This is a genomic window from Rosistilla oblonga (genome assembly GCF_007751715.1).
Lineage (GTDB): Bacteria > Planctomycetota > Planctomycetia > Pirellulales > Pirellulaceae > Rosistilla > Rosistilla oblonga.
In genome coordinates, this window is the sequence record NZ_CP036292.1 from 503,877 (window position 1) to 525,236 (window position 21,360).

The 21,360-nt window shown below is 58.0% G+C and carries 15 protein-coding genes; 7 read left to right on the forward strand and 8 right to left on the reverse strand.

The genetic code is table 11. The features are described from left to right. Nucleotides 1–36: 36 nt before the first annotated feature. Nucleotides 37–627 (reverse strand): imidazoleglycerol-phosphate dehydratase HisB, encoded by a 591-nt coding sequence (gene hisB, locus CA51_RS01810; protein WP_145117426.1) that lies wholly within the window; start codon nt 625–627, stop codon nt 37–39. Nucleotides 628–1,284: 657 nt separating this feature from the next. Here hisB and CA51_RS01815 point away from each other — a divergent pair. From CA51_RS01815 to CA51_RS01830, 4 genes are all read left to right on the forward strand, one after another. Then, a complete protein-coding gene (locus CA51_RS01815) occupies nt 1,285–1,827 on the forward strand; it encodes a sigma-70 family RNA polymerase sigma factor (RefSeq protein ID WP_145117427.1) in 543 nt (180 codons plus the stop codon). Continuing rightward, on the forward strand, nt 1,824–3,479 hold the full coding sequence (locus tag CA51_RS01820) for a LamG-like jellyroll fold domain-containing protein (RefSeq protein WP_145117428.1): 1,656 nt from the start codon (nt 1,824–1,826) through the stop codon (nt 3,477–3,479). Before CA51_RS01815 ends, CA51_RS01820 begins: the two co-directional genes overlap by 4 nt. A 5-nt stretch (nt 3,480–3,484) precedes the next feature. After that, nucleotides 3,485–6,379 carry a PSD1 and planctomycete cytochrome C domain-containing protein gene (locus CA51_RS01825; RefSeq protein WP_231745937.1) on the forward strand — a complete coding sequence of 965 codons (2,895 nt, stop codon included), beginning with the start codon at nt 3,485–3,487 and terminating at the stop codon, nt 6,377–6,379. Between the two features lie 69 nt (nt 6,380–6,448). Continuing rightward, nucleotides 6,449–7,858: a DUF1501 domain-containing protein gene (locus CA51_RS01830; protein ID WP_145117429.1), complete on the forward strand. Its 1,410-nt coding sequence runs from the start codon at nt 6,449–6,451 to the stop codon at nt 7,856–7,858. A gap of 232 nt (nt 7,859–8,090) precedes the next feature. Here CA51_RS01830 and CA51_RS01835 read toward each other — a convergent pair whose 3' ends face one another. Both CA51_RS01835 and CA51_RS01840 read right to left on the reverse strand, forming a co-directional pair. After that, nucleotides 8,091–8,273, reverse strand: coding sequence for a hypothetical protein (locus tag CA51_RS01835; RefSeq protein ID WP_145117430.1), 183 nt, complete (start codon nt 8,271–8,273; stop codon nt 8,091–8,093). Between the two features lie 34 nt (nt 8,274–8,307). After that, nucleotides 8,308–9,192, reverse strand: coding sequence for a DUF1559 domain-containing protein (locus tag CA51_RS01840; RefSeq protein WP_145117431.1), 885 nt, complete (start codon nt 9,190–9,192; stop codon nt 8,308–8,310). Between the two features lie 468 nt (nt 9,193–9,660). Here CA51_RS01840 and CA51_RS01845 point away from each other — a divergent pair, with 468 nt between their 5' ends. Further along, nucleotides 9,661–10,665 (forward strand): potassium channel family protein, encoded by a 1,005-nt coding sequence (locus CA51_RS01845; RefSeq protein ID WP_145117432.1) that lies wholly within the window; start codon nt 9,661–9,663, stop codon nt 10,663–10,665. A 480-nt stretch (nt 10,666–11,145) separates the two neighbouring features. Next, on the forward strand, nt 11,146–11,958 hold the full coding sequence (locus CA51_RS01850) for a response regulator (RefSeq protein WP_231745938.1): 813 nt from the start codon (nt 11,146–11,148) through the stop codon (nt 11,956–11,958). 28 nt (nt 11,959–11,986) lie between these two features. On the opposite strand, the gene CA51_RS01855 is transcribed toward CA51_RS01850, so the two are convergent. The 4 genes from CA51_RS01855 to CA51_RS01870 all read right to left on the reverse strand — a co-directional run bounded on the left by CA51_RS01855 (nt 11,987) and on the right by CA51_RS01870 (nt 18,418). Next, on the reverse strand, nt 11,987–13,252 hold the full coding sequence (locus CA51_RS01855; RefSeq protein ID WP_145117434.1) for an alpha/beta hydrolase family protein: 1,266 nt from the start codon (nt 13,250–13,252) through the stop codon (nt 11,987–11,989). Nucleotides 13,253–13,296: 44 nt separating this feature from the next. Then, nucleotides 13,297–14,862: a hypothetical protein gene (locus CA51_RS01860; RefSeq protein WP_145117435.1), complete on the reverse strand. Its 1,566-nt coding sequence runs from the start codon at nt 14,860–14,862 to the stop codon at nt 13,297–13,299. A 640-nt stretch (nt 14,863–15,502) separates the two neighbouring features. Beyond that, a complete protein-coding gene (locus CA51_RS01865) occupies nt 15,503–17,143 on the reverse strand; it encodes a DUF1254 domain-containing protein (RefSeq protein WP_145117436.1) in 1,641 nt (546 codons plus the stop codon). Between the two features lie 471 nt (nt 17,144–17,614). Then, on the reverse strand, nt 17,615–18,418 hold the full coding sequence (locus tag CA51_RS01870) for a hypothetical protein (protein WP_145117437.1): 804 nt from the start codon (nt 18,416–18,418) through the stop codon (nt 17,615–17,617). A gap of 502 nt (nt 18,419–18,920) precedes the next feature. On the opposite strand from CA51_RS01870, the gene CA51_RS01875 reads away from it, so the two are divergent. Further along, nucleotides 18,921–19,853: a ThuA domain-containing protein gene (locus CA51_RS01875; protein WP_231745939.1), complete on the forward strand. Its 933-nt coding sequence runs from the start codon at nt 18,921–18,923 to the stop codon at nt 19,851–19,853. Between the two features lie 153 nt (nt 19,854–20,006). Here CA51_RS01875 and CA51_RS01880 read toward each other — a convergent pair whose 3' ends face one another. Next, nucleotides 20,007–20,855, reverse strand: a complete 849-nt coding sequence (locus CA51_RS01880; protein ID WP_145117439.1) for a dienelactone hydrolase family protein — start codon at nt 20,853–20,855, stop codon at nt 20,007–20,009. Nucleotides 20,856–21,360 lie beyond the last annotated feature (505 nt).

Sequence of the window (21,360 nt, forward strand, 5' to 3'; positions counted from 1 at the left end):
CAAAAATAGGCGAATCGCCAAAGATAGCGAAACATGCTAGCTAAGGCTGCCCTTGGTGCTCATCACTCCCTGAACCCGCGGGTCGACTTCGACAGCCATCCGGACGGCGCGAGCTGTCGCCTTAAAGACCGCTTCGGCGATATGGTGGCTGTTGCGGCCGTAGTGCATCAGCACATGCAGATTGCAGTGCGTGTTGGCGGCGAAGCTTTGCCAAAAGTGTTCGATCAGCTCGGAATCAAAACTTCCCAGCTTCGGATTGGCGATCGGGGCTCGGTATTCAAACGCATAGCGGCCGCTGAAGTCGATCGCGACGGTGACCAGTGTTTCGTCCATCGGCAGGGTGAAGTGACCGTAGCGGCGGATGCCGGCCCGATCGCCGAGAGCTTTGTCGATCGCTTGGCCCAAGCAGATCCCGACATCTTCGGTCGTGTGGTGGTCGTCGACTTCCAAATCGCCGCTGGCGTCGACTGTCAAATCGATCAACCCATGCCGGGCGAACAGGTCCAGCATGTGATCGAGAAACCCGACGCCGGTCGTCCGCGTGCCAGCCCCTTGGCCGTCGAGGTCGATCGAAAGGCTGATGTCGGTTTCGCCTGTTTTGCGTTGAATCGATGCGGCGCGTGTCATGTGATTCTCGATTGTTTGTTGCTCATAGACCGACCGGCCCCAAAGTCGATGGAGATTGCCAAGGAAGCGGGGGAATCGCCGCTGCGAAGATCGGGCCCAAGGGCCGCCAATGGCGGAACCGTGGGGCAGGTCCGCCAACTCTCAATTTACCGCAGCCAGCCTTTTATGGATACGTGCATCGGGTGGACGGGGTTAAGCGTCCAAGCCCCCAGCCGCTTGTCCAGCCGCACCGGCCCTCCCCGAAAAACTCGCTAAACGCTCGTTCTCCGACCCTCCCTGGCTTCGCCGGGCGGGTGAAGGTTGGCAGCACTTCACCCTCCCCAAAACGAAGTTTTGCGGGGGAGGGTCGAACGAGCGCAGCGTTGTTCGGGGAGGGAAGTCCGCTTGGGAATCGACCTTTACCCGTGCTGAATTCCCTCCCCGAAAAACTTGCTAAACGATCGTTTTTCGGATCCTCTCTGGCTTCGCCGGACGGCCGAAGCTGCACGATCTTCGCAGCGGAGCAGGGTAGGGGAGGGCGGTTGGCCTGGATTATCCGCCTGCTGCTGACCTGTGTTCCTTAATATAGAAGGGGCAGCGAGCTGGAGATCTGTCGCGATTTCTCGATTTTTCGGGAATTGAACGTTAACCCTTTTCGCTTTCGAGGCATTTGCAATCATGCAACCCGAGCTTCCCCATCCGCCGAGCGATGCCGAATTTGTTGGCTTGTTGACCCAAAGTCAGCTGTCGCTGCTTTTATATGTCCGCAGCTTGATGCCTGGCGAAGCGGATGCCGGCGACGTCGCTCAACAAGCCAACGCGAAGATCTGGGAGAAGCGAGCCGATTTCGCGTTGGGGACCAATTTTTTGGCTTGGTCCTTTGCGATCGCTCGCTTCGAGGTGCTGAATTACCGCAAGCGGCAGGCTCGCGATTCGCGGCTGACGTTTTCCGAGGATCTGGAGCAGACGATCACCAGCGAGTTGCAGCAGATCGATGACGATCTATTGTCCCGTCAGGAGGCGCTGCGGAAGTGTCTCGACGGGCTGAAGCCGGAGAGTCGAACGCTGCTGATGGATCGCTACGGCACGACCGAATCGCTTTCCGATTTCGCTCGCCGCATCGGTCGCTCCGCCGGTGGCCTCAAGGTCTCGCTGCATCGCATTCGCACAACGCTAGCCGATTGCATCGAACGACGCCTCGTATCGGGAGCCTCGCAATGACCCCCGAAGAACGCGAAGAGTTGATCGACAGCTTGATCGATGGAGAGATCGATGAAGCCGATTTCCTGCGGATCGAAGCGGAGATGTCGGTCGATCCCGAGGTCCGTGCCCTCTATTACAACCGCCTGAAGTTGGATCTGCTGCTGCAGCGCGAAGCGCGCGGCGGCGTTGATGATTCCGAATCGGGTGTTGCCCAAGTGGTTGCTCCTGCGGCGGCGATTTCGCCGGCTGCGCCTGTCAACATTCTGCAACGTCGTTTGACAGGAATCTTCGCTGTGCTGGCGGCTACGGTTTTAGGATTTGTTGCCTGGTCGGTCTGGAATCCGGATTCGATTCGTTTAGGATCGCCCGCCGGATTGGCGGGCAAGTTGGAACCGACAGCCGCCGGGTTTGCGATCTTGCACGGGCAATCGGATGCGGTTTGGGAAGGCGATCCGCTGGCGACCGGTTCGTTGGTGCCCAGTGGCCCGCTGCGGCTGTTGTCGGGCGTGGCGCAGATCGAATTGTTCAGCGGCGTGCGGATGGTGATCGAGGGGGACGCGCAGTTTGTCGTCCAGTCGGCGATGCTGGTTCAACTGGATCGCGGCCGCGCGAGGGCTCAAGTTCCCGAAGCAGCTCGCGGCTTCCGGGTTCAGACGCGGCATGGCGACTTGATCGATCTGGGGACTGAATTTGCGATCGACGCCGGCGACGAAGCGGCTCGCGTCGAGGTGCTGACTGGCGAAGTCGAACTGCAGGGCCAAGGGGCCGCACCGCAACGCGTGCTGGAAGGGGACGCGTGGCAGTTGTCCGATGCGGGCGTTTCCGAGCGATCGGATTCGGATTCGTTGCAGGTGATCGGCCCCGATGCGTTTGAGCGTCAGTTGTCGTCGCAGCAAGTCGACCAACGGCGGCGGTGGCAGCAGCGTGTCGCGTCGATGCGAGAGGACGATCGATTGATCGCCTGGTATCAAACTCAACAGACGTCGGCCGACGGGCGGCAGTTGCCGAATCTTGCCCAGAGCGACTCGCAGACCGCGGGGGCCGCGGCGATCGTCGCATGTCAGCCATCGAGCGATCGTTGGGGACAGGCTGGCGGTGCGCTCGATTTGAGCCGCACGGGCAGCCGGATCCGCGTCGACGTGCCGGGAGAGTTTGGCAGTTTGACGATGATGTGTTGGGTGAAGATTCACAGTTTGGATCGCCTGTACAATTCCTTGTTCCTGACCGACGGGCACGAGCTTCAAGAACCGCACTGGCAGATCATGAACGATGGCCGGTTGTTCTTCTCGGTGAAGAAGTTCGATGGGGCCGAAGGGAAGCGTCGCCGCCCCGACAAATACAACTTTTATTCGCCGCCGTTCTGGGACGCATCGCTCAGCGGACAGTGGATCATGTTGGCAACGACCTACGATGTCCAGGCTCGTCGCGTTTCGCATTACTTCAACGGAGCGGAGATCGGCAGCGAAGCGATTCCGGCCGATTATCTGGTCCCTCGGGTAACGATCGGCCCTGCGTCGATCGGCAATTGGAGCGAACCGATGTATCGCACCGACCCGCAGTTTGTCGTTCGCAACTTGAACGGCAGCCTCGATGAATTTGTCTTGTATTCGTCAGCTCTTTCCGGATCGGAAATCGCTGAACTATATCGCTTGGGAAACCCCGCTCGGTGAATGTCATGAATCAGAAAACCCATCACATGATTGGCTGCCTGCTGTTGCTGGCGTCACTGGCTGGTTCGGTCGCCCGGGCCGAAGAAGCGGCCGGTAGCAAGGCTGATGAAAAACAGCAGGCGATCGAGCGAGACTTCACGCTGAACGTGTTGCCGGTTCTGCGTAGCAAGTGCTTGGGCTGTCACGGCGGCGACGCCGATGACATCAAGGGTGACTTGAGCGTTGTCAGTCGCGAGGCGTTGTTGCGCGGCGGCGAATCGGGAGACCCGACGGTTGTGCCGGGGGATCCCGACGCGGGGACGATGCTTGCGGCAATCCGTTGGGAGAGTATGGAGATGCCTCCCAAAGAAAACGATCGGCTGACCGAGAAGCAGATCGCGGAGATTCAGCGTTGGATCGAGCATGGTGCTCCGTGGCCCGATGAGGCGACGCAGCAGCACTATCGCGATTTGGAGAGTCAGAAAAAGTCGACGGCGGATGGCATGATCGTCTCGACCAGCGGAGGCCTTTCGCAGGACTGGACCAACCGGCGGTATGCCGCCGATGATCTCTGGGCCTACGCTCCGCTGCCCGCGAAGGAATCATTGGCCGCCGATGGCCTGCCGCTCCCCGCGGCGATCGATCTTTATATCGATCGGCAATTGCAGCAGGCGGATCTGCAAGCCAGTGGCGAAGCGACTCCCGCGGCGCTGCTGCGGCGTGCGACTTTGGATCTGACCGGATTGCCTCCATCGCCCGATCAGTACGATGCGTTTGAGATCGCTTGGCATCGGGATCGCGAAGCGGCTTGGGCGGCGCTGATCGATCGCTTGTTGGCTAGTCCCGAATATGGCGAGCATTGGGGGCGGCACTGGTTGGATGTAACGCGTTATGCCGACACCGGTGGGATGGCGAATGATTTCGAGCGATCGAACATGTGGCGTTATCGCGATTACGTCGTGCGGTCGTTGAACGAAGATAAACCGTACGATCAGTTTGTGGTGGAGCAGTTGGCTGGTGATGAGTTGGCCGACCTGTCGGTTCGCCAGCGGACCGGTGGCGATGTCAAAACCGTTCACCAAGTGCAGCTCGATGGCGATTATACGCCTGAAGAAGCGGAGTGGATCGTGGCGACGGGTTTCCTGCGGATGGGCCCCTGGGACAACGCGATGATCGAAGCCGAAGAGGCTCGGCAGATCTATCTCGATGATTTAGTGAACATCACCGGGCAGGCGTTTCTTTCGACGACGATGCGGTGTTTCAAGTGTCACGATCACAAGTTTGATCCGCTGCCGACTCGCGACTACTACCGCATGTACGCCGCCTTTGCGACGACGCGGATGGCCGAACGGACGGTTCCCTATCTGGACGACGAGAGTCGCGAAGGGTTTGAAGCGGGGCGAGCGCACGTGCAACGGATGCTCGATTTTGCTGTCGCTCAAAAGAAGAAGCTCGTTGACAAACGCGAGGCCGCGGCGCGGGCGTGGTTTGAAGAGCACAATCTGCCTTATAAGAACGATGCCGAACGCAAAGATTTGCCCGATGAGGAAAAGCCGGAGCGGCATGTCGGTTTGACGACGGCGGAGCAGGGTGAGTTGAAGGTTCGCGAGCAGGATGAGTGGATCTGGAATCGGCGGTTGGAGCGTTATCAGCCGATGGCTCAAAGCGTGTTTAACGCCGAGGCGGGCAGGCTGGCTTGGAATGGGGCTCGCAAGTTGAGGATCCAGCGGTTGAAGAAGAGCAGTCCGCTGACGAATCACATTTTGTTGGGTGGCGCGTTGACGGCGTTGGGTGAAACGGTGATGCCGGGCGTGCTGAGTGCTGTCTCGTTGCCAGTCGATCCGGCGGCAAAAGATCCTTTCCTGTTGCCTGCCGATATCGATGGCCGGCGGCTTGGACTGGCACGCTGGATCGCAAGTCGCGACAACGGCTTGGCGACGCGTTCGATCGTCAATCGGGTTTGGCAGTACCATTTTGGAACCGGATTGGCTGCCAATTCGATCAACTTCGGCGTCAAGGGAGCAAAGCCTTCGCATCCGGAGCTGTTGGATTTTCTGACGGTCGATTTTGTCGAGAACGGCTGGACGCTGAAGCGACTGCACCGGGCGATCATGCAATCGCAGGCCTATCGTCGCAGCACCGTTCCCGTCGATTCGCAGCGAATCGCCAAGCTCGATCCCGGCAACCAGTTGTTGTCTCATTTCCCGCGGCGACGGATGAGTGCCGAAGAGCTGCGCGATGGGCTGCTGCAGATCACCGGCGAACTGCAAGCGACCCGCGGCGGGCTGCCGGTGATGCCCGAGATCAACATGGAGGTGGCGCTGCAGCCGCGAATGATCCAGTTCTCGCTGGCGCCGGCTTACCAACCGTCGCCGACTCCCGAGTTGCGGAATCGCCGCACGATCTACGCCTACCATGTTCGCGGTCAATCCGATCCGTTCACCGAGCTGTTTAATCAGCCGAATTCGAACGAGACGTGTGAGGTTCGCGAATCGGCGGCCGTCACGCCTCAGGTTTTTGGTTTGCTCAACAGCGACGTGATCACCGATCGCAGCATCGCGTTGGCGCTGCGACTGCAACGCGAGCAGCAGACGGTTGCGGATCAGGTCGCTTATGCGTTTCGTTTGGTCTTGGGACGCGATCCCACGGCAAACGAATCGCAACGATTGACTCAGTACGTTCGCGATATGCAAGCGTATCACGAAGAAAAGGCTCCCGCGGCGGTTCGTTATCCGACCGAGATCACGCGTTCGTTGGTCGAGGAGTTTTCGGGAGAGGTGTTTGAATATCAAGAGATCCTGCCGGTCTTCGAACAGTACGTTCCCGATGCCAAAGCGAGCGACGTCTCGGCCGCAACGCGAGCCTTGGCCGACGCCTGTTTGCTGTTATTCAATACAAATGAATTTATGTATGTGGAATGACCATCCCCTTCGGGCTGTGGTGAATCGTTAACTCTGACTTTCCGTCCACTTTTTCCTGCGAGCGAATCGATGAACGTTCATCCTCAAATCAACGACTCACGGCGATCCTTCCTGTATCAACTGGGAGCTTCGCTCGGTTCGGTCGCACTGACGAATCTATTGGCTAGCGAAGCGGCTGCGGCTGCCGGACCGCTGTCGCCCAAGCCGCCGATGATGCCGGCCAAAGCGAAAAACGTGATCATGTTGTTCATGGAGGGTGGCCCCGGGCACATGGACACCTTTGATCCCAAGCCGGAATTAACGCGGCTGCATAAAAAGGAATCGAAGCTGAAGGCGGGGCAGGAAGCGGGTTTCAAGTTCTTCGTCGGCAGCCCGTTTGGTTTTCAGAAGGTCGGGCAATCGGGGATCGAGATGTGCGACCAGTGGAAGCATCTGGCCGATCCTTACGTGGCGGATGAGTTATGCAATTACCGCGGTTGCCAAGCCGAATCGCTCAACCATCCCGAAGCGTTGTTCCACATGAACACCGGCAGTCGGTTGGGAGGCGACCCGGGGCTGGGGGCTTGGGCGACGTACGGTTTGGGATCGGAGAACGAGAACCTGCCGGGCTACGTCGTGATGACCGAGTTGGCGTTGCCGCAGGGGGGCGCGGGAAACTGGACTAATGGATTTCTGCCTCCTTATTACCAGGGAACGCGGTTGCGTCCGACCGGTTCGCCGATCTTGGATCTTGCCTCGCAAGAGTTCAAGTCGCGGCAGCATCAACGCCGTGCGCTCGACGAACTGGCGCAACTGAATCAATCGCATCTCGAATCCTTGGGAGCGGAGGATCAGCGGTTGCGGGCGCGGATGGAAAGCTACGAATTGGCGTTTCGGATGCAGACCGAAGTGCCGGGCGTGATCGATCTGTCGAAGGAGACTCAGCAGACGCTGGACATGTACGGACTGAACGCGCCGGAGACCGAGACCTTTGGTCGGCAATGTCTGATGGCTCGGCGGTTGGTCGAAAGTGGCGTCCGGTTTGTGCAGATCTTCAGCGGCGGATGGGACAGCCACGATTACTTGGAACGCGGGCACACCTCGCGGATCAAGAGCGTCGATCAACCGATGGCGGCGTTGATCCGCGACCTCAAGCAACGTGGAATGTTAGAGGATACGTTGATCATCTGGACGGGCGAATTTGGTCGCACGCCCGACAACAACAAACGTGGCGGCGTCTATTCGCTGGGCCGCGGGCACAACAACAACGCGATGACGATGCTGATGGCTGGCGGCGGAGTTAAGCGAGGTGCGGTCGTCGGCGCGACCGATGAACTAGGGGCGTCGGCTGTCGAATGTGTACATCCGATCCGCGATCTGCACGTCACACTGATGCATCTGCTGGGGCTCGACGACAATAAGCTGACCTATCTGCATGCAGGTCGCTATAAACAGCTGAGCCAATTCGGCGGCGAAGTGATTAAAGAACTGATCGCCTAGCATTTGCTGGAGTCCAAGGCTCCAGCCGATCGAATTTCCGAGCTGGAGTCAAAGGCTTCAGCCGATTGAATCTCCGCGCTGGAGTCCGAGGCTTTAGCCGATTGAATCCCCGAGCTGGAGCCCAAGGCTTCAGCCGCAAAACGCTTGCAGCGAGTGACACAAACGGGCCGCTCGCTGCTTGGGGATGTAAATCAACACCGCTTCGCAGCGGAATCGCTCACCTTACCTGTTGCTACTTCTTCTTCGCAGCTTTGGCTTCTTCGGCCAGTTGTTGATGATAGGCCATCTCTTCGTTGACCACCTGTTGCTCGAAAGCTTCGATCTCGGTCGCACCGGTCATCGTTGGCTGTTCGGTGCTGCATCCCAAGGTTGGGATGGCGAGCATTAGCATTAAGGCGGCATTCCGGTAGTTCATGTTGGTCACCTCTTTGAGTAGGAAATTTTGGGTGCTAGTTGAAGATGTCTTCGTCGAGCGCTACACCGTCGCGGATGGTGCAGAAGTTCTGAAAGTTGACGGCGTCGACGGTGTAGGGAATCATCACGACCGAACCATCGGCGCGAACGCCTTGGACACCGCCGGGGTGTGAACCGCCGAAGCGATTGGACCAGTGGGTCGATTGGGTGCTGTCGGGGTGGTCGTTGTCCGGTTCGGGCAAGAAGTTGCCGTAGCGAACGATGTCTTGATCCCAGCCGGCGTTGGCCCAAACTTCGTTGTCGCCGCCAGCTGTGCCGAAGGTCGACCAGTGGACCTGTTTTTCAGCGACCAGCAGAGTGTTGGACGTGCCGTCTTTGATGTCGTCCAAGCGACGCGTTTGGTCGGGATTGAAGTTGGTTGTGCTCGAAGGCAACGGAAGGGTTTTCCACTGGCGAACGAAAGGTCCTTGCCAGGTTTGGGTTGTGATGCCGCCGTTGCCAGCGTAATCGGCACGAAAGCTTCCGTTCCAAAGTTGTGCCGGTCGGCGAGAGGGGCAGACGTACGATGTGATCAGCGAAGAGTAGACGTCGCTGTCGGTGGGCAGTTCGTGAACGTTGTTTTGTTCGATGAAGGGAGTCAGTTGGTATAGCCAGCTCCAGCCTTCGCGGACCGTCGAATTGCAGCAGGTTTTGAACGGTCCGTCGGATCCGCCGGTCGGCAGGTAGCCAAACGTGTCGTGGAAGTTGTGGCTGGCGAGGCCGATCTGTTTCAGGTTGTTGCTGCACTGCATCCGGCGGGCGGCTTCGCGGGCGGCTTGGACGGCGGGCAACAACAGACCAACCAAGATGCCGATGATGGCGATCACAACAAGTAGTTCCACTAGCGTGAAACCGCGGCGTTTGTTTCTCGGGATTAACATGGGAATCCTTTTTGATGGAAGAACGACGAACCGAGCGTCAATAACTTGAGGGGATGCGGAGAGAGCGACAGCTGTGATTACAAGTTTTGTTTTGTGACCACAGGGGAAATCGCGGCAGCAGGATAACAATCAACGTCGACTTTCAGGAAGCGTTCCGCCCGCGATCAAACGCAAATTCATCAGCTCTTCATCAACACCGGTGGAATCAGCATTTGTTCATGAATTTGTAGCAAATTTTGTTGATGAACGACTGTTAATTTGAGTGTCTCGGAATCGCTTCTGGGGGGCTCGGGGCCGTCGCTCGCCGCGGTGCGAGTTTGGCTCCTGTCGGAAAGATCTCCCGCGGAACCTGCGGGGGACGTAGTCGAAGGTTGGGAGCGGGCGACGTGTCGCGCACGCCGAATCGGAGTAAACTGTTGGCAGTTCTCCATCTGAGCAACACTCCATCTCTCGTGCGCTGCCGACTCCATGAAATCACCACTCGAACGAATTCGCTACGGTGCGGTCATTCTGGTGTCGATCGTGTGGGGTGCCGTGATCGGGTTCCGGTTCTTGGGTGACTACGACTGGATCGGAGCAATCTGGATGGTCGTGATTACGATCTCGACTGTCGGTTACGGCGAACAGAGCAGCATGGAGCCGGAACTGAAGCTGTTCACCGTGCTGGTGATTTTGTTGGGGATGTCGGCTGCGGCTTACACCTTTGGAGGCTTGTTTCAGTTGATGCTGGCAGGGGAATTGGAACGCGCAATTGGGCGACAACGCATGACAAAAGATCTGAACAGGATGAGTGACCACATCATCGTTTGTGGTTTCGGGCGGATGGGGCAGAACTTGGCAAGCGAGTTGGTGAGCCAAGGGGAGACATTGGTCGTGATCGACTTGGATCCCGATGTGATCCAAGAAAACAGTTCGGCCGAGATGGTCTGTTGGCAGGGGGACGCCACCGAGGAAGCGACGTTGGAGGCGGTTGGCATCGCGCGAGCGAAGACGCTTGTGATTTCGTTGCCCAACGATGCTGAGAGCGTCTTTATCACGCTGACCGCTCGAAATCTAAATCCTCGTTTGCAGATCGTCGCTCGTGCGGAGAAGCAGAGTACGGGGAAGAAGTTGCGGCAGGCGGGAGCTACCAAAGTTGTGATGCCAACGGTCGTGGGAGCGCGACAGATGGCTCGCTTGATCACGCGTCCATCGACCGCTGATCTGATGGAGCGTGTCTCCGAAACCGCGTTCGTCGAATTGGAACTCGACGAACTGTTGATTGCGGAAGAATGTCCTCTGGTCGGAATGACTGTCGGGCAGACCGATGCGCATCGACTGCACAAGCTGCTGGTCATCGCGATCAAGAAATCGGACGAGAGCTTGATCTTTAATCCCGACGCAGGATACGTCTTTCAGTCGCACGACATCATCATGATTATGGGGCACGGCGAGGATATCGCCAGGTTTCGAGAGACGTTCCGGATTTGCTGATTCGCTCGCTCGGCGGAGTCTCGATCGATGCGTCTGAAGCCTAAGCTCACGGTTTTGCGAACCAACGTTCATAGGCTTTCTGCCGCACGATATTTGTGCCAACGGTCAGAGTCTGCGCGGTTTTTATCCGCCGCGCGGCCAGATTTTGTTCAGTCGCCATTCGACGGATCTGGATCGTCTCGGGATGAGAAACGCTTGCCCTAGGCGATTTGGAGAGGCTGTTTGCTGTTTCGGCTTCATCTGGTGCGACGGAGCGGTGGGAAGCGGCCTGATGTATCGCGATCCTGCCGAGCGAAAATTCTCAAAGTTGATTTCAATGCGATATGCAGGGATTTGCTTGTTCTGTGGCCTTTCTTGCCGCAAGGTCTCCGGCGTTTGGCAGCGATTGGTACGGCGGCTGCACTGCGGGTCGCAAGCACAATGGCTGTTTGGGGATACCTGCCGCGCTTCGCATCGCTGTTCGTCGGCAGGGGAATGGCTGTGGCGCGATCTGACGAAGTGGCGTCGGGAGCCGTGGCGGTCAGTCGTCTTCGGGAACTGTGGATCGTCAGTGCCAGCTCGGGCGGATTTGTCCGGTTCATTTCCTATCCAATTCATATCAGCATCGAGGACTATGCAATGACCGCCGCACCATTCAACGTGTTGGTCGTCGACGACGAACCGGGGATTCGCATCGGGTTAGCCAGAGGACTGTTTGGGGAAGCCGACTTGGTCGCTACGGCGGCGGATGCCAATGAGGCGCTGGAACTGTTTGGCAAAGAAGCGTTTCACTTTGTGATCATCGATTTCAATTTGAGGTCCGGCCTTTCGGGGCTCGAGCTGTTGCAGCAATTTCATAAGTTGCAGCCCGGTACCGACGCGATCGTGATCACCGCGTATGGATCGGTCGATGTTGCGGTGCAGGCGATGCGAGCTGGCGCGTTGGACTTCGTTTCCAAACCACTGGATTTGAACGACGTGCGGCAGCGCGTGCGGAGCGCTCGCATGAAACATCGATTGGAATCGGAAAGCAATCGGGTGCCGAAGGCTCCGGGCGATGGGCCTCCAAACGAAGTCGACGGCGATGTTGGCGAGCAGCTTCCGTCACCGAGCCTGCTGCAAGCTTCGCGTGGTCCGTCCGCCGCGCCGGGGTCGTTGCCTAATTCGCTCGCCGAAGCGGTTCAGGAATGCGAGCGGATGACGATTAATCGGGCGTTACAGGCCTGCGGTCGCCACCGCGAGAAGACAGCCAAAGCGCTGAAGATCAGCGTCAGGACATTGCACTACAAAATGGGACGCTACTCGCTGCATTGAGTCGACCCGACGCGCTTCATGCTGACAACTACTCTTCGTCTGTCAGCGCAATCGGAACGCGGCAGCTGAACGTCGCCGCGGGATCGCCGCGATCGACGATCGAACTCCACAGCGACGCGATCGTTCGTTTTGCGGGTCCCGAGAAAATTGTGCGGCCTTCGTAGATGACCTCGATCGGTGAATCCAAGTCGACTAAATCGTCGCGCAGCAGAAGTGCAAATCGGTCGACGTCGGATGCTTCGATCGTGAAGGTGTTACCGTTTCGCGACGCGATGATTTTGCTGCCCTGTGGGGCTGTGCCATCGGGAACGGCTAGCCAGTAGAGCCGGTGATGCAGTACATCGTCTTGCAGCCAGGCAACTCTCTGTGGCAACACGTTTCGAGTGAATTGCATCATCCATTTCACTCCCGAAGCATCTTGGCGGTCCATCCAGTGCCCTTTGTCGGGATGGATCTCAACCCAATGACGATAGCCATCCGGATCGTTTTCGCGCAGCGTCGCCAGTTCCCGTTTCCATCTCGCCGCATGTTCGTTCCGCTGATACGCCGCGTCACACTCTCCGATGTGCAGCGTGAATGGCAGATTACGCAGCCCCAGTGGTTTCGTTTTGTTGGGGTGCCCGGCCATCATCGCAGCCGCGGCGAACTGGTCGGCCATTCGCGGCGCGAGTTGGTAGACGCCGTCGCCGCTAGCCGAATAACCGGAGAGGTAAACGCGGTCGGGATTCACGTTCTCCAACAGCACCATGTTCTCGATCAAACGCGTGAACAATGGGTCGATATGCGGCAGGTGCCACATGTTCCAGGCATCGGTGGGAGCTCGGGGAGCGACGTAGAGCCCTTGCTCCAGAGTGTACAAACCGATCTGGTTCTTCCACTGTTGATCGTTCACGCGAGCCGTCGTTCCACCGCCGCCGTGCATCGAGATCACGAGGCTGTATCCGCCGGCGGGCGGTTCTCCATAACGGCGTTTCCGATATTTCATCGATATGCCGTCGACCTGAACGACGTTCGCAGCGTGTTCTTTGGCCCGTTCGTGGCGAATTTGATTCCGGTAGGCGGCCCACAGGCTTCGTTCCGCCGCGACACATTGTTGCCGTGTTAGCGGCGTGGTGGCGAAGTCTTGCGATGTGAGTTCATCCAACGGGTTTGCGTCAGAGCTCACGTAATCATCGAGTTGACGAAGGGCCGGCAGTTCGTCCACTGACGGTTCGGACGACCAGCTGCTGCCCGCCGGGAACATCAGCAGGCCAGCCACTGCTAGGCTCATCGTCAAGGTCTTGGTTCGCCACATCGATGTCATCTCCCAGGATGGGCTCGGCGGGGGCGGGGGCCGCTTTAGAATTCGATCTGGTACTTCTCAGTCATCTTGCGGCGGATTTCCGTGGTCGATGTTGCGATCTCTTGCATGATGTTGTTAGCCGACGCATACCCTTTGCTTGTCTCTTGTTGCTGGATCTGAGCAAGTTGTTCACCGTCCTGGCGGAGCGACGCGCGGGGATTGTACTGGTAGCGGTAAGCGTAGGCGCCGCCGATGCTGTCGTAGTAGGGGCCGTAATGCGCCCCGGCTCCCGCCGCGTACTTGTAGTTATAGACTTGTGCGTCGGGAATGTTCATCATCCGCGACGCCGTTCGCGCGCCAGCCGACCGCATCGCGTTTTGCGATTGACGCAGGGCACCGGAAACCTGAGTCGCAAAGGTCACCATCTCGGGATCGACGTGCAGGATCGGCAAGGCGTCGATCTTCGCTGCATACTTCGCGTACCAGATCGCTTCCAAGCCAGGCGTGGTCGTTTGGTGTTCCTGATCTTCGTGCTTCAGATCGTTGATCAACAGGTTGATCGATTTGAAGTACTGCTGCGTCGCATGTGCCATCAGTTTTGGGTCTGGCTTTTTCGAATCGGTCGACGTGGAGGCGGACGCCGTGGACGAAGCGTTTGGCAGTGGTTGAAAACCTGGTGGCATATCGAACAGGCTGAAGACTCGCTGGATTCCGCTCGACTGCAGGCTTCCTTTAAGCAGCATCTCCTTCGTGCCCACCTGGACTTGCCAGTCCTTGAATTCTTTGAGCATCACGCCGTGGCTGCCAAGCGTTTCCAGGATCAACGCTTTGGCAAAGTCCTTGGTGGCCGAGATGTCTTCGTCGAAATCGATCTTCAGGCCGCCGGTGACGCGGTCGCTGATCTCGATCCCCAACGTCACGCCGCGGACGCTCGACAACGCGGTGGCGAGTTGATCCAAGTCGGCCTTCTTGTCTTGCAGCGATTTCATCTGCGCCAGTTGATGTCGGATGAACTGTGGCGAAAGCAGGTGCTTCAGATCCATCGCCAAGATGATTGGCACATCCTTTTTGTCTGCGAAGTCTTCGGCTGCAAGCAGGTAGGGCGTCAGCGGTTTGCGGTCTGTCATGGAGAATACGTCGTCGATCCAGACGGCCACTTGTTGGCGATCGGCTGGGTACATCACTCCGGCGATCGACTTGCCAAACTTGACCACGTAGGTGTTGTTGGGAAGGACCGCTGCGTCTTGCCGGCTGATCGTGTCGACGTTGCCGCCGTGACGCTCGGTGACCGTCAACATGTCCGGCTCTTCGGTCAGATCCATGACCGATGCGTGCCAGCGCGGTTGCATTAGTTCGATGTCCATTTGGGAAGCGATCGCCAAGTGCAATGCTTGAGGTGGCACCATCATCAGGCCGGCGGCGAATTTTGCCTGTTCGTTCTCTTTCCACTTCTGCTGAACAGCCAGCGGGCTGGCCATGATCTGTTCCATGTTGAACAGCACCAGCGTGTTCGCCTTGTTGGGAAGATGGCGGACCAAGTTTTCGAACTGGGCATGGCTGGTGGGTAGATGAGTCAGCGCGATCGCTGTGACCATCAGTGACGCGAGTAGATAGTTTTTCATCGCAGGCTGCTCGTTGGATTTGAGTAATAAGTCGAACGTTGGTGTTTTGTGCTTCGGTGCAGAACGCGTTCGGAGTCCGACCGGCTTTGCTGCCGCTTTAGGATTTGCCGCGTTCTTCTTTCACGATCGAATCCGAGGCGTCACGACGACGCGTCGGAGCGGTGCTGGCGAGGTGGTCGCATGTGCACTGCCGAGGCTTGGGCTACCGAAGGACAGTGCCGTTTTAGTCTTCGGCTCCGCGATTTGCACCTGGCAATTTGTTCAAGAGTCCAGATTGGCGAAGGTTTCACACCGATCCGGAAAAATCCGACGACTCGGGCTGCGTTGGGATCTTGGTGCGACCCGCACGTCGGCTGGCTGTGCTGTTCTTGAAGAGAATCAGCCTGCGGCATCGCTTGGCGGTGCTAAACCAATTTGGTAACGCAGGGTTGTGTCGGCATGATCACGTGATGTGTCTTGCGACTGCCACGGAGCGAAGCCCGCGACGTGTGTGACCATTGTGCACAGGGACGGCTGGTTCAACCGTCCTTGGAAGTTGTGCAGACGCAACTGGCAAACCGAATCGCCGGCGAATGTTGCCGGGCGACTCGGTTTGTCTGTCTCTATGCGTCTGTTAGTTGCAGTGTTGGAGGGCTAGCAACTATTCGGCCAGTTCGATCTCGCTCGGTTGCCAGCTTTTGTCGAAGAACGACGGCATTGGGCTGTAGAGACGCAGGATTGTGAACCAGCCTTTGTCGGGAGTGGTCTGGATCCAGTTGCCTCGTGCGATACCCTCGGGTTGTTGAGGGCCGAAGTAGATCGTGGTCGAACCGTCCTCGGCGACTGTTGCGGCCGGAGAAGGATAGGACTGGCTGCCGGCGCGTGGGTATTTCTGTGGCGTTTGCAGCATCGAACGGGATTGATTGTCGTACAGCGTGAGCGACCAGAAAGCGTGGGCTGGAATCCCCTTGGGGAGCGTAAGCTTGTAGGTTTTGCCACCGTCGAACGCTTCGCCTTCGCTGTCCAGGAACCCCATCAGGTACTGAGAACCGACACCGGGGATTCGCATGATCATGCCCGGGGAATCGAGCGTGTAGGCGTAGTAGAACGCAGTGCGAGAATCGAGCGTTCGCGCTCCGGTTGGTGGCAGTGGCTTGAACATCCCGTCGGCATACGCGGGAGGAGGTGTTTCGAAGAAGGCCCCACCTTCGAACAGCATGTTGCCCCACTGAGAATTGGGGTAATAGGCCCAGTCGGGATGGATCGCGGCGTAACGCCAGTTCAAGACGCGACCTGCGGCGTTGCCGATTGCTGCGGCGTCGCTGAGGATCCGTTTCGTCCGCGCATCGGGCTCGAAAGGTTTGCCATGTTGGATTCCAATCGCCGCCAATTGCCCCGCCAGTTCGACGTCGTAACTGGTGGCTGGTTCTTGTTGGACGTTCTCGTTGATCATCTCGAAGAAGCCATAATCGCTAGGTGGGATCGTGTTGAACGATTTCCCCGACGCTTCGATGAACTTCGTTTCTGGCAACGGCGGATTCATGCCCAACTTGACTTCTCCCTCGAGCGCTTCGGCGATGCTGGTGCCGAAACCGCCGGGAGTGTACGGGTAGAGCTTCAGGTTTTTCTTGATGTTCTCGACAGCAGGCTTGGGATCGTTTTCAACGAGGAACGAACGGGCGGCGTAGAGGACGCGGTTGGTCTTCGAGTGGGCAATGAAATAACCACCTTCGGGCAGCGGGCCGTCGTAGCCTGGTGGCACGATCAGGTACTTGCCCCCTTGGCCGCGATCGGGACCAGGCCGACCGATGTCGATGATCCACGAGAACCACATGTCGTTGATAGTTCCCAGTCCAGCCGGCGGTTGCTCCAGCACCATCGGTCCGTTGGACAGATTGATCGCGCTCATGTAATAGACGGTGTCGCAGTTGGCTGTCAGGAACAGCGAGCTGGCATCCATCAGTTCGGAGAAGATGACGATCGAGTTGTCCGCCGCGCCGATACTCTTCAGTCCTTTGGCGATCGCATAGGCCGAAGCGCCGCGGAAGCTGTTGTTGTAAGCAGCCAACGCGTTGGTAAAGGTCAGGACATCTTTTACCTTTTTCGCGGTCCCCTCGGTCGGCGCTCCGTCTTGGAATTCAAGCGTCCCCAGCGGGCTCTCCACTTGATCGGGAGTGCTGATCGCCGCGGGGATGGGAGTCCCCTGTTGCGCGTACGCGCAGCGGTCTTCAGGAATCAGTCCCCACGCCGCGGTCACGGCGAGGGCTGTGGCGATCACGCCGGTGCGACTCGAATAAGTCATGGGATCTTCTCGAATTGTGTGAGTGTTAGAAGAGATTGTCGCTGCAGCCAAAAAGCGTACAGGATGCCCGTTGGGGGCGGGGGATCGGTGAGGCGATATTGGTCCCCGCTAGCTACGGACGCCAGTCCGTTTGGTCCGTTCTGGCAGCCGATATCGTATCCCGCGTGGGCGGGGAGGACAATCCGCGCGATCTACGAGGACTTGCGTAGGGACTCGGGAAGAAGGTGGGCTAGCGATGCCGTTGCTCGGTGAACATGTTTTCCAGCAACTCGCAATCGGCCCCCGTGGAAAGCTGATCGATCTCACCATTGCCCGGGGCCGCCCGAGCAATGGTTGGTCGCGTCTTTTTTGTTAACGCATCGGATAAATTTGGCAACGATTAGCTGCCAGTAAAAAAATCCGGCACTATTCCGGCCCAGTTGTGAGGTGCCAGGCACGGTGCGGCAGTCGGCGTTGCGGTTGTTTCCAACGTTAGGATGCTGCTCGCTTGCGACGCCAAGAATTCACGCCCGCAGCAGCTAGGCCACAACAAGCGATGAACAACGAACTGGGTTCTGGAACTGTTGAAGTGACGCTGGCATTGCTGACCACATAGCCTGGTGCCCCTGGGACATAGTTGGCCATCGTATCTCCGAACACCCAGTTCACCCCGTACGCATTATTGGTCCCAAGCTCGCGAGGTGCACCGCCGCCAAGTCCGGCCCAGCCTGGCGTGAAATCAGCGACACTTGGAGCTTGAATTACAAAATCCGCCAGATCGGCAAAGGTTAGCCCAACACCATGCCCCAATCCTTTGTTTGGCAACCAGCTCAAATCCGAGGTCTCGTAAATTTTTGCGGTTTTGTCGGCTAGATCGGCGAAGGTCAGGTCGTAACCGTTGTTGAATAGTGAATTGAAAGCCGAGTTGGATGGTTCGTTGGCGACCACTGCGTACTTACCCAAACCGTCGGTGATCCAAAAATTCAGGTAAGGCGCAACGAACGCTCCACCTGTCAAGCCTGTTCGGTCGTCGGTCCGCGTGATCGCCAAGCTGTCGATGTCCTTCAGCTTCGTTCCATCGATATCAGAAGACCCAAGGCCTACCTTTTGTCCGCCTCTAGTGATGCTGATGTCGTATCCTCCGGCACCATTGTCAGTCCATGAGGCCGGTGGCCCCACTGTTTCCGTACCTTGTGGATTTGCGTTGCGAATATTGAAAATTACAAAACCAGCGGATGCGGTCTGGGTGAGCATGCAGGAGAGTAAACCGGCAAGCGTGAGCGCTTTCATAGTCATCGGCGATAGATCCAAGGGGTGGTGGGGCGTGAGGTGGGGGGGGGTAACACACTGCCTCACAATGTAGTCGTCGTGTTTTGGTAAACAATCCGGCCTTCTGGTGATTGCGTTTCTGTCGAAGGTGCTGGTTGTGGGCGCTGCTTAATCTATGCGGAAGCCGAATTGGGGGCTGTTTTTACGTCTCCGCAATTCATCTGTCTGTGGAATGAAGGCCCTCAGGGAGCAGGGCCAACTGTGTCTGCAGGCGTTACCCGGTTTGCGAGGGCTGTTAAATTGTGCGTCGTTACGAAGAAACGTTAATTTTCCGTTTCGCGGGGGCAACGGGAGGCGGTCAGCGGATAGCGGAAGAGCGTCAGGGCTAATTGTTTTGGTGTGACACTATTAGGGACTCGCTCACCCAGGGGTTCGAATCCGAGCCATTGGATTAGAAAGTCAGGCAGTGGTTGAGGTATACTCTGATCAAATTGGACGCGTTGTTTCTGTTTGACGAGGAATCCCACGAGTGAATGCTTCTCTGTTTCGCCGGCTGTCGGCTCTCTTTTTGATCGCTGCGGTGACGATTGTCGCTGTGGCGGATGACCATCGCTTGGTGCTGGTCGCTGGAAAACCATCGCACCCGCCGCGGTTGCACGAATTTAATGCCGGCGTTCAGTTGTTGGCTAAGTGCTTGCAAGACGTTCCCGGTCTGCAGACCGACGTTGTCTTGAACGGTTGGCCCAAAGATGAATCGATCTTGGATCAGGCCGATGCGATCGTCTTCTATATGGATGGCGGGGCCCGTCACGAAGTAGTTCAAGAGGAAGGGCGGCGGTTGAAGATGCTCGACGCCCTCGCCAAAAAAGGCGTAGGACTCGGCTTCATGCACTACGGCGTGGAGATCTTAGCCGATCAGGCGAGCGACGAATTCAAGCGTTGGATCGGCGGCCACTATGAAAACATGTTCTCCTGCAACCCGATCTGGGAGCCGCAGTTTGCCAATTTGCCCGAGCACCCGATCACCCGCGGCGTGAAGCCGTTTGCGATTCAAGACGAATGGTATTTCAACATGCGGTTTGTCGCTGATATTCCCGGCAACGAATCGCGCGAGGTCGAGGATCTGAAGTTTGTCCCGATTCTTGTCGCCGCTCCCAACGATGCGGTTCGCGACGGTCCCTATGTCTATCCCAAGGGACCCTACCCGCACATCCAAGCATCGAAGGGACGCGCCGAAGCGATGCTGTGGACGGTGGAGCGTCCCGATGGCGGACGCGGCTTCGGTTTCACCGGTGGCCATTTCCATGACAACTGGGGAAACGACGATTTCCGCAAAGTGGTGCTCAACACCATGCTCTGGACCGCAAAGGTTGAAGTGCCAGCAGAGGGCGTCGTCTCGAGCATCAGCGAAGAACAGCTGAACGCGAACCTCGATCCCAAGCCATCGCGAAAGAAGAGGTAACGGCCGCGGCGGAGATGTTTTCTCGCCACGGTTTTCCGTTGGTTTGTCGATCGATCAACAGCAATGCGTTAGCGTCTGGTGCCTTGAGGAACCGTTCGCTAACGCATGTGTGGTGATTTGCACAAAGCGGCTTAGCGATGCCAGCGAACGTTGCTACGCCAACGTTTTGTCAAACAGGGCAAGCATCCGTTTCCAAGCTTTTTCGGCTTGTTCTTGGTTGTGGACGCGCGTGTCGGGCGGGCACCAACCGTGCCCCGCCGGATAGACTTCGATCTCTGCCGGCAGGTTGGCGGCGGCAAACGATTTTTCCAACACGTTCTTCGCTTCGGGATCGCGTTGGTCGTCGTTCTCTGCGACCGCGATCAGGAACTGCGCCTTCATCTGCGGGATCAAGCGATGAGGGCTGTCGGGACTGTCGGTCGCCAGTCCACCGCCGTGGAAGGTGGCGGCTGCACCGACGCGGGTTGGCACGGCCGCAGCGGTTCGCATCACGATCGGTCCGCCCATGCAGTAGCCGGTGGTGCCGATCTTCTTGCTCTTGTCGACTTGCGGTTGCGCATCCAACCAGGCGATGAAGGCTTTGGCGTCGGTTGTCTGCGTTGTTGCGTTGAGCGACTGGGCCAACGGACGCACTTCGGGAATTGGCGTGTTAGCTCCCTTCTCTGCCGTGGGGGCTTTCATCGTCCGGTAGAACGGATTGACGACCAGAACGCTGTAGCCCGATTCGGCGAGCCGCTGGGCCATCTGACGGAATGCGGGGCGCAGTCCAAAGATGTCGGGCCAGATCAAGGCGGCCGCGTGGGCGCCAGTTTTTGGAGCGACAAAGTAGGCGTCGCAATCGCCGTCGGGAGTTTTGATCGTCACGTCGCTGCCGCTAACTTCCGCAGCATCGGCCGCCCGCGGCAGCAGCATCGCGGCGCCAACACCTGCGGCCGCCATGGTGCCGAGGTCGCGACGGGAGTACTTTTTCAGGTCGTCTTCAAAATGATCTTGATCACACATTGCGGAGAGTTTCTCAGGAGGAAGGGAGCGTTCAGGATGGAACTCCATTTTGTGCTGTCGCGCGACCGCAAATCAACAGGGCGAACGGGCGTTTCCATTGGAAGTGTTTTGCTGCCGCCGATTTCCAGGGTGAGCGGAGTTCGGCCAATTGGTTGCCCGATCAGACGTTTGCCAGGGCGTGGCAAAGCTACGGGGAAACGCTCGCCATCGGTGATGGCAAGGACGTTCAGTAGCCAATCTATATTCGAACTGCGAAGCAGTGGCCGCGTTAATCATGGGGTCAGACTGGCTTGCCAGTCGCAGCCCCAGGTTCCGTAGCGAAGCGCTGCGTGCCTGGTTTTCGTTTTGGCGGCACAGCCGCCAAAACGAAAACCAGTTATGGGGTTGGACGTTGCTGCGACCTGGGGTTACACCATCGGCGCTGTCGCTTGGATGGTTCACCCCAGGCTTTATGCGGCCGCTGCTCCGCAGCTCGGAGAGGGGACGTTTGATTCCGGTGGTATTC

Coding starts and splice junctions, on each gene's coding strand:
- CA51_RS01865 (WP_145117436.1), bottom strand. CDS start 17,143: ATGACTTATTCGAGTCGCACCGGCGTGATCGCCACAGCCCTCGCCGTG.
- CA51_RS01820 (WP_145117428.1), top strand. CDS start 1,824: ATGACCCCCGAAGAACGCGAAGAGTTGATCGACAGCTTGATCGATGGA.
- CA51_RS01845 (WP_145117432.1), top strand. CDS start 9,661: ATGAAATCACCACTCGAACGAATTCGCTACGGTGCGGTCATTCTGGTG.
- CA51_RS01815 (WP_145117427.1), top strand. CDS start 1,285: ATGCAACCCGAGCTTCCCCATCCGCCGAGCGATGCCGAATTTGTTGGC.
- CA51_RS01835 (WP_145117430.1), bottom strand. CDS start 8,273: ATGAACTACCGGAATGCCGCCTTAATGCTAATGCTCGCCATCCCAACC.
- hisB (WP_145117426.1), bottom strand. CDS start 627: ATGACACGCGCCGCATCGATTCAACGCAAAACAGGCGAAACCGACATC.
- CA51_RS01825 (WP_231745937.1), top strand. CDS start 3,485: ATGAATCAGAAAACCCATCACATGATTGGCTGCCTGCTGTTGCTGGCG.
- CA51_RS01860 (WP_145117435.1), bottom strand. CDS start 14,862: ATGAAAAACTATCTACTCGCGTCACTGATGGTCACAGCGATCGCGCTG.
- CA51_RS01870 (WP_145117437.1), bottom strand. CDS start 18,418: ATGACTATGAAAGCGCTCACGCTTGCCGGTTTACTCTCCTGCATGCTC.
- CA51_RS01880 (WP_145117439.1), bottom strand. CDS start 20,855: ATGTGTGATCAAGATCATTTTGAAGACGACCTGAAAAAGTACTCCCGT.
- CA51_RS01855 (WP_145117434.1), bottom strand. CDS start 13,252: ATGTGGCGAACCAAGACCTTGACGATGAGCCTAGCAGTGGCTGGCCTG.
- CA51_RS01840 (WP_145117431.1), bottom strand. CDS start 9,192: ATGTTAATCCCGAGAAACAAACGCCGCGGTTTCACGCTAGTGGAACTA.
- CA51_RS01830 (WP_145117429.1), top strand. CDS start 6,449: ATGAACGTTCATCCTCAAATCAACGACTCACGGCGATCCTTCCTGTAT.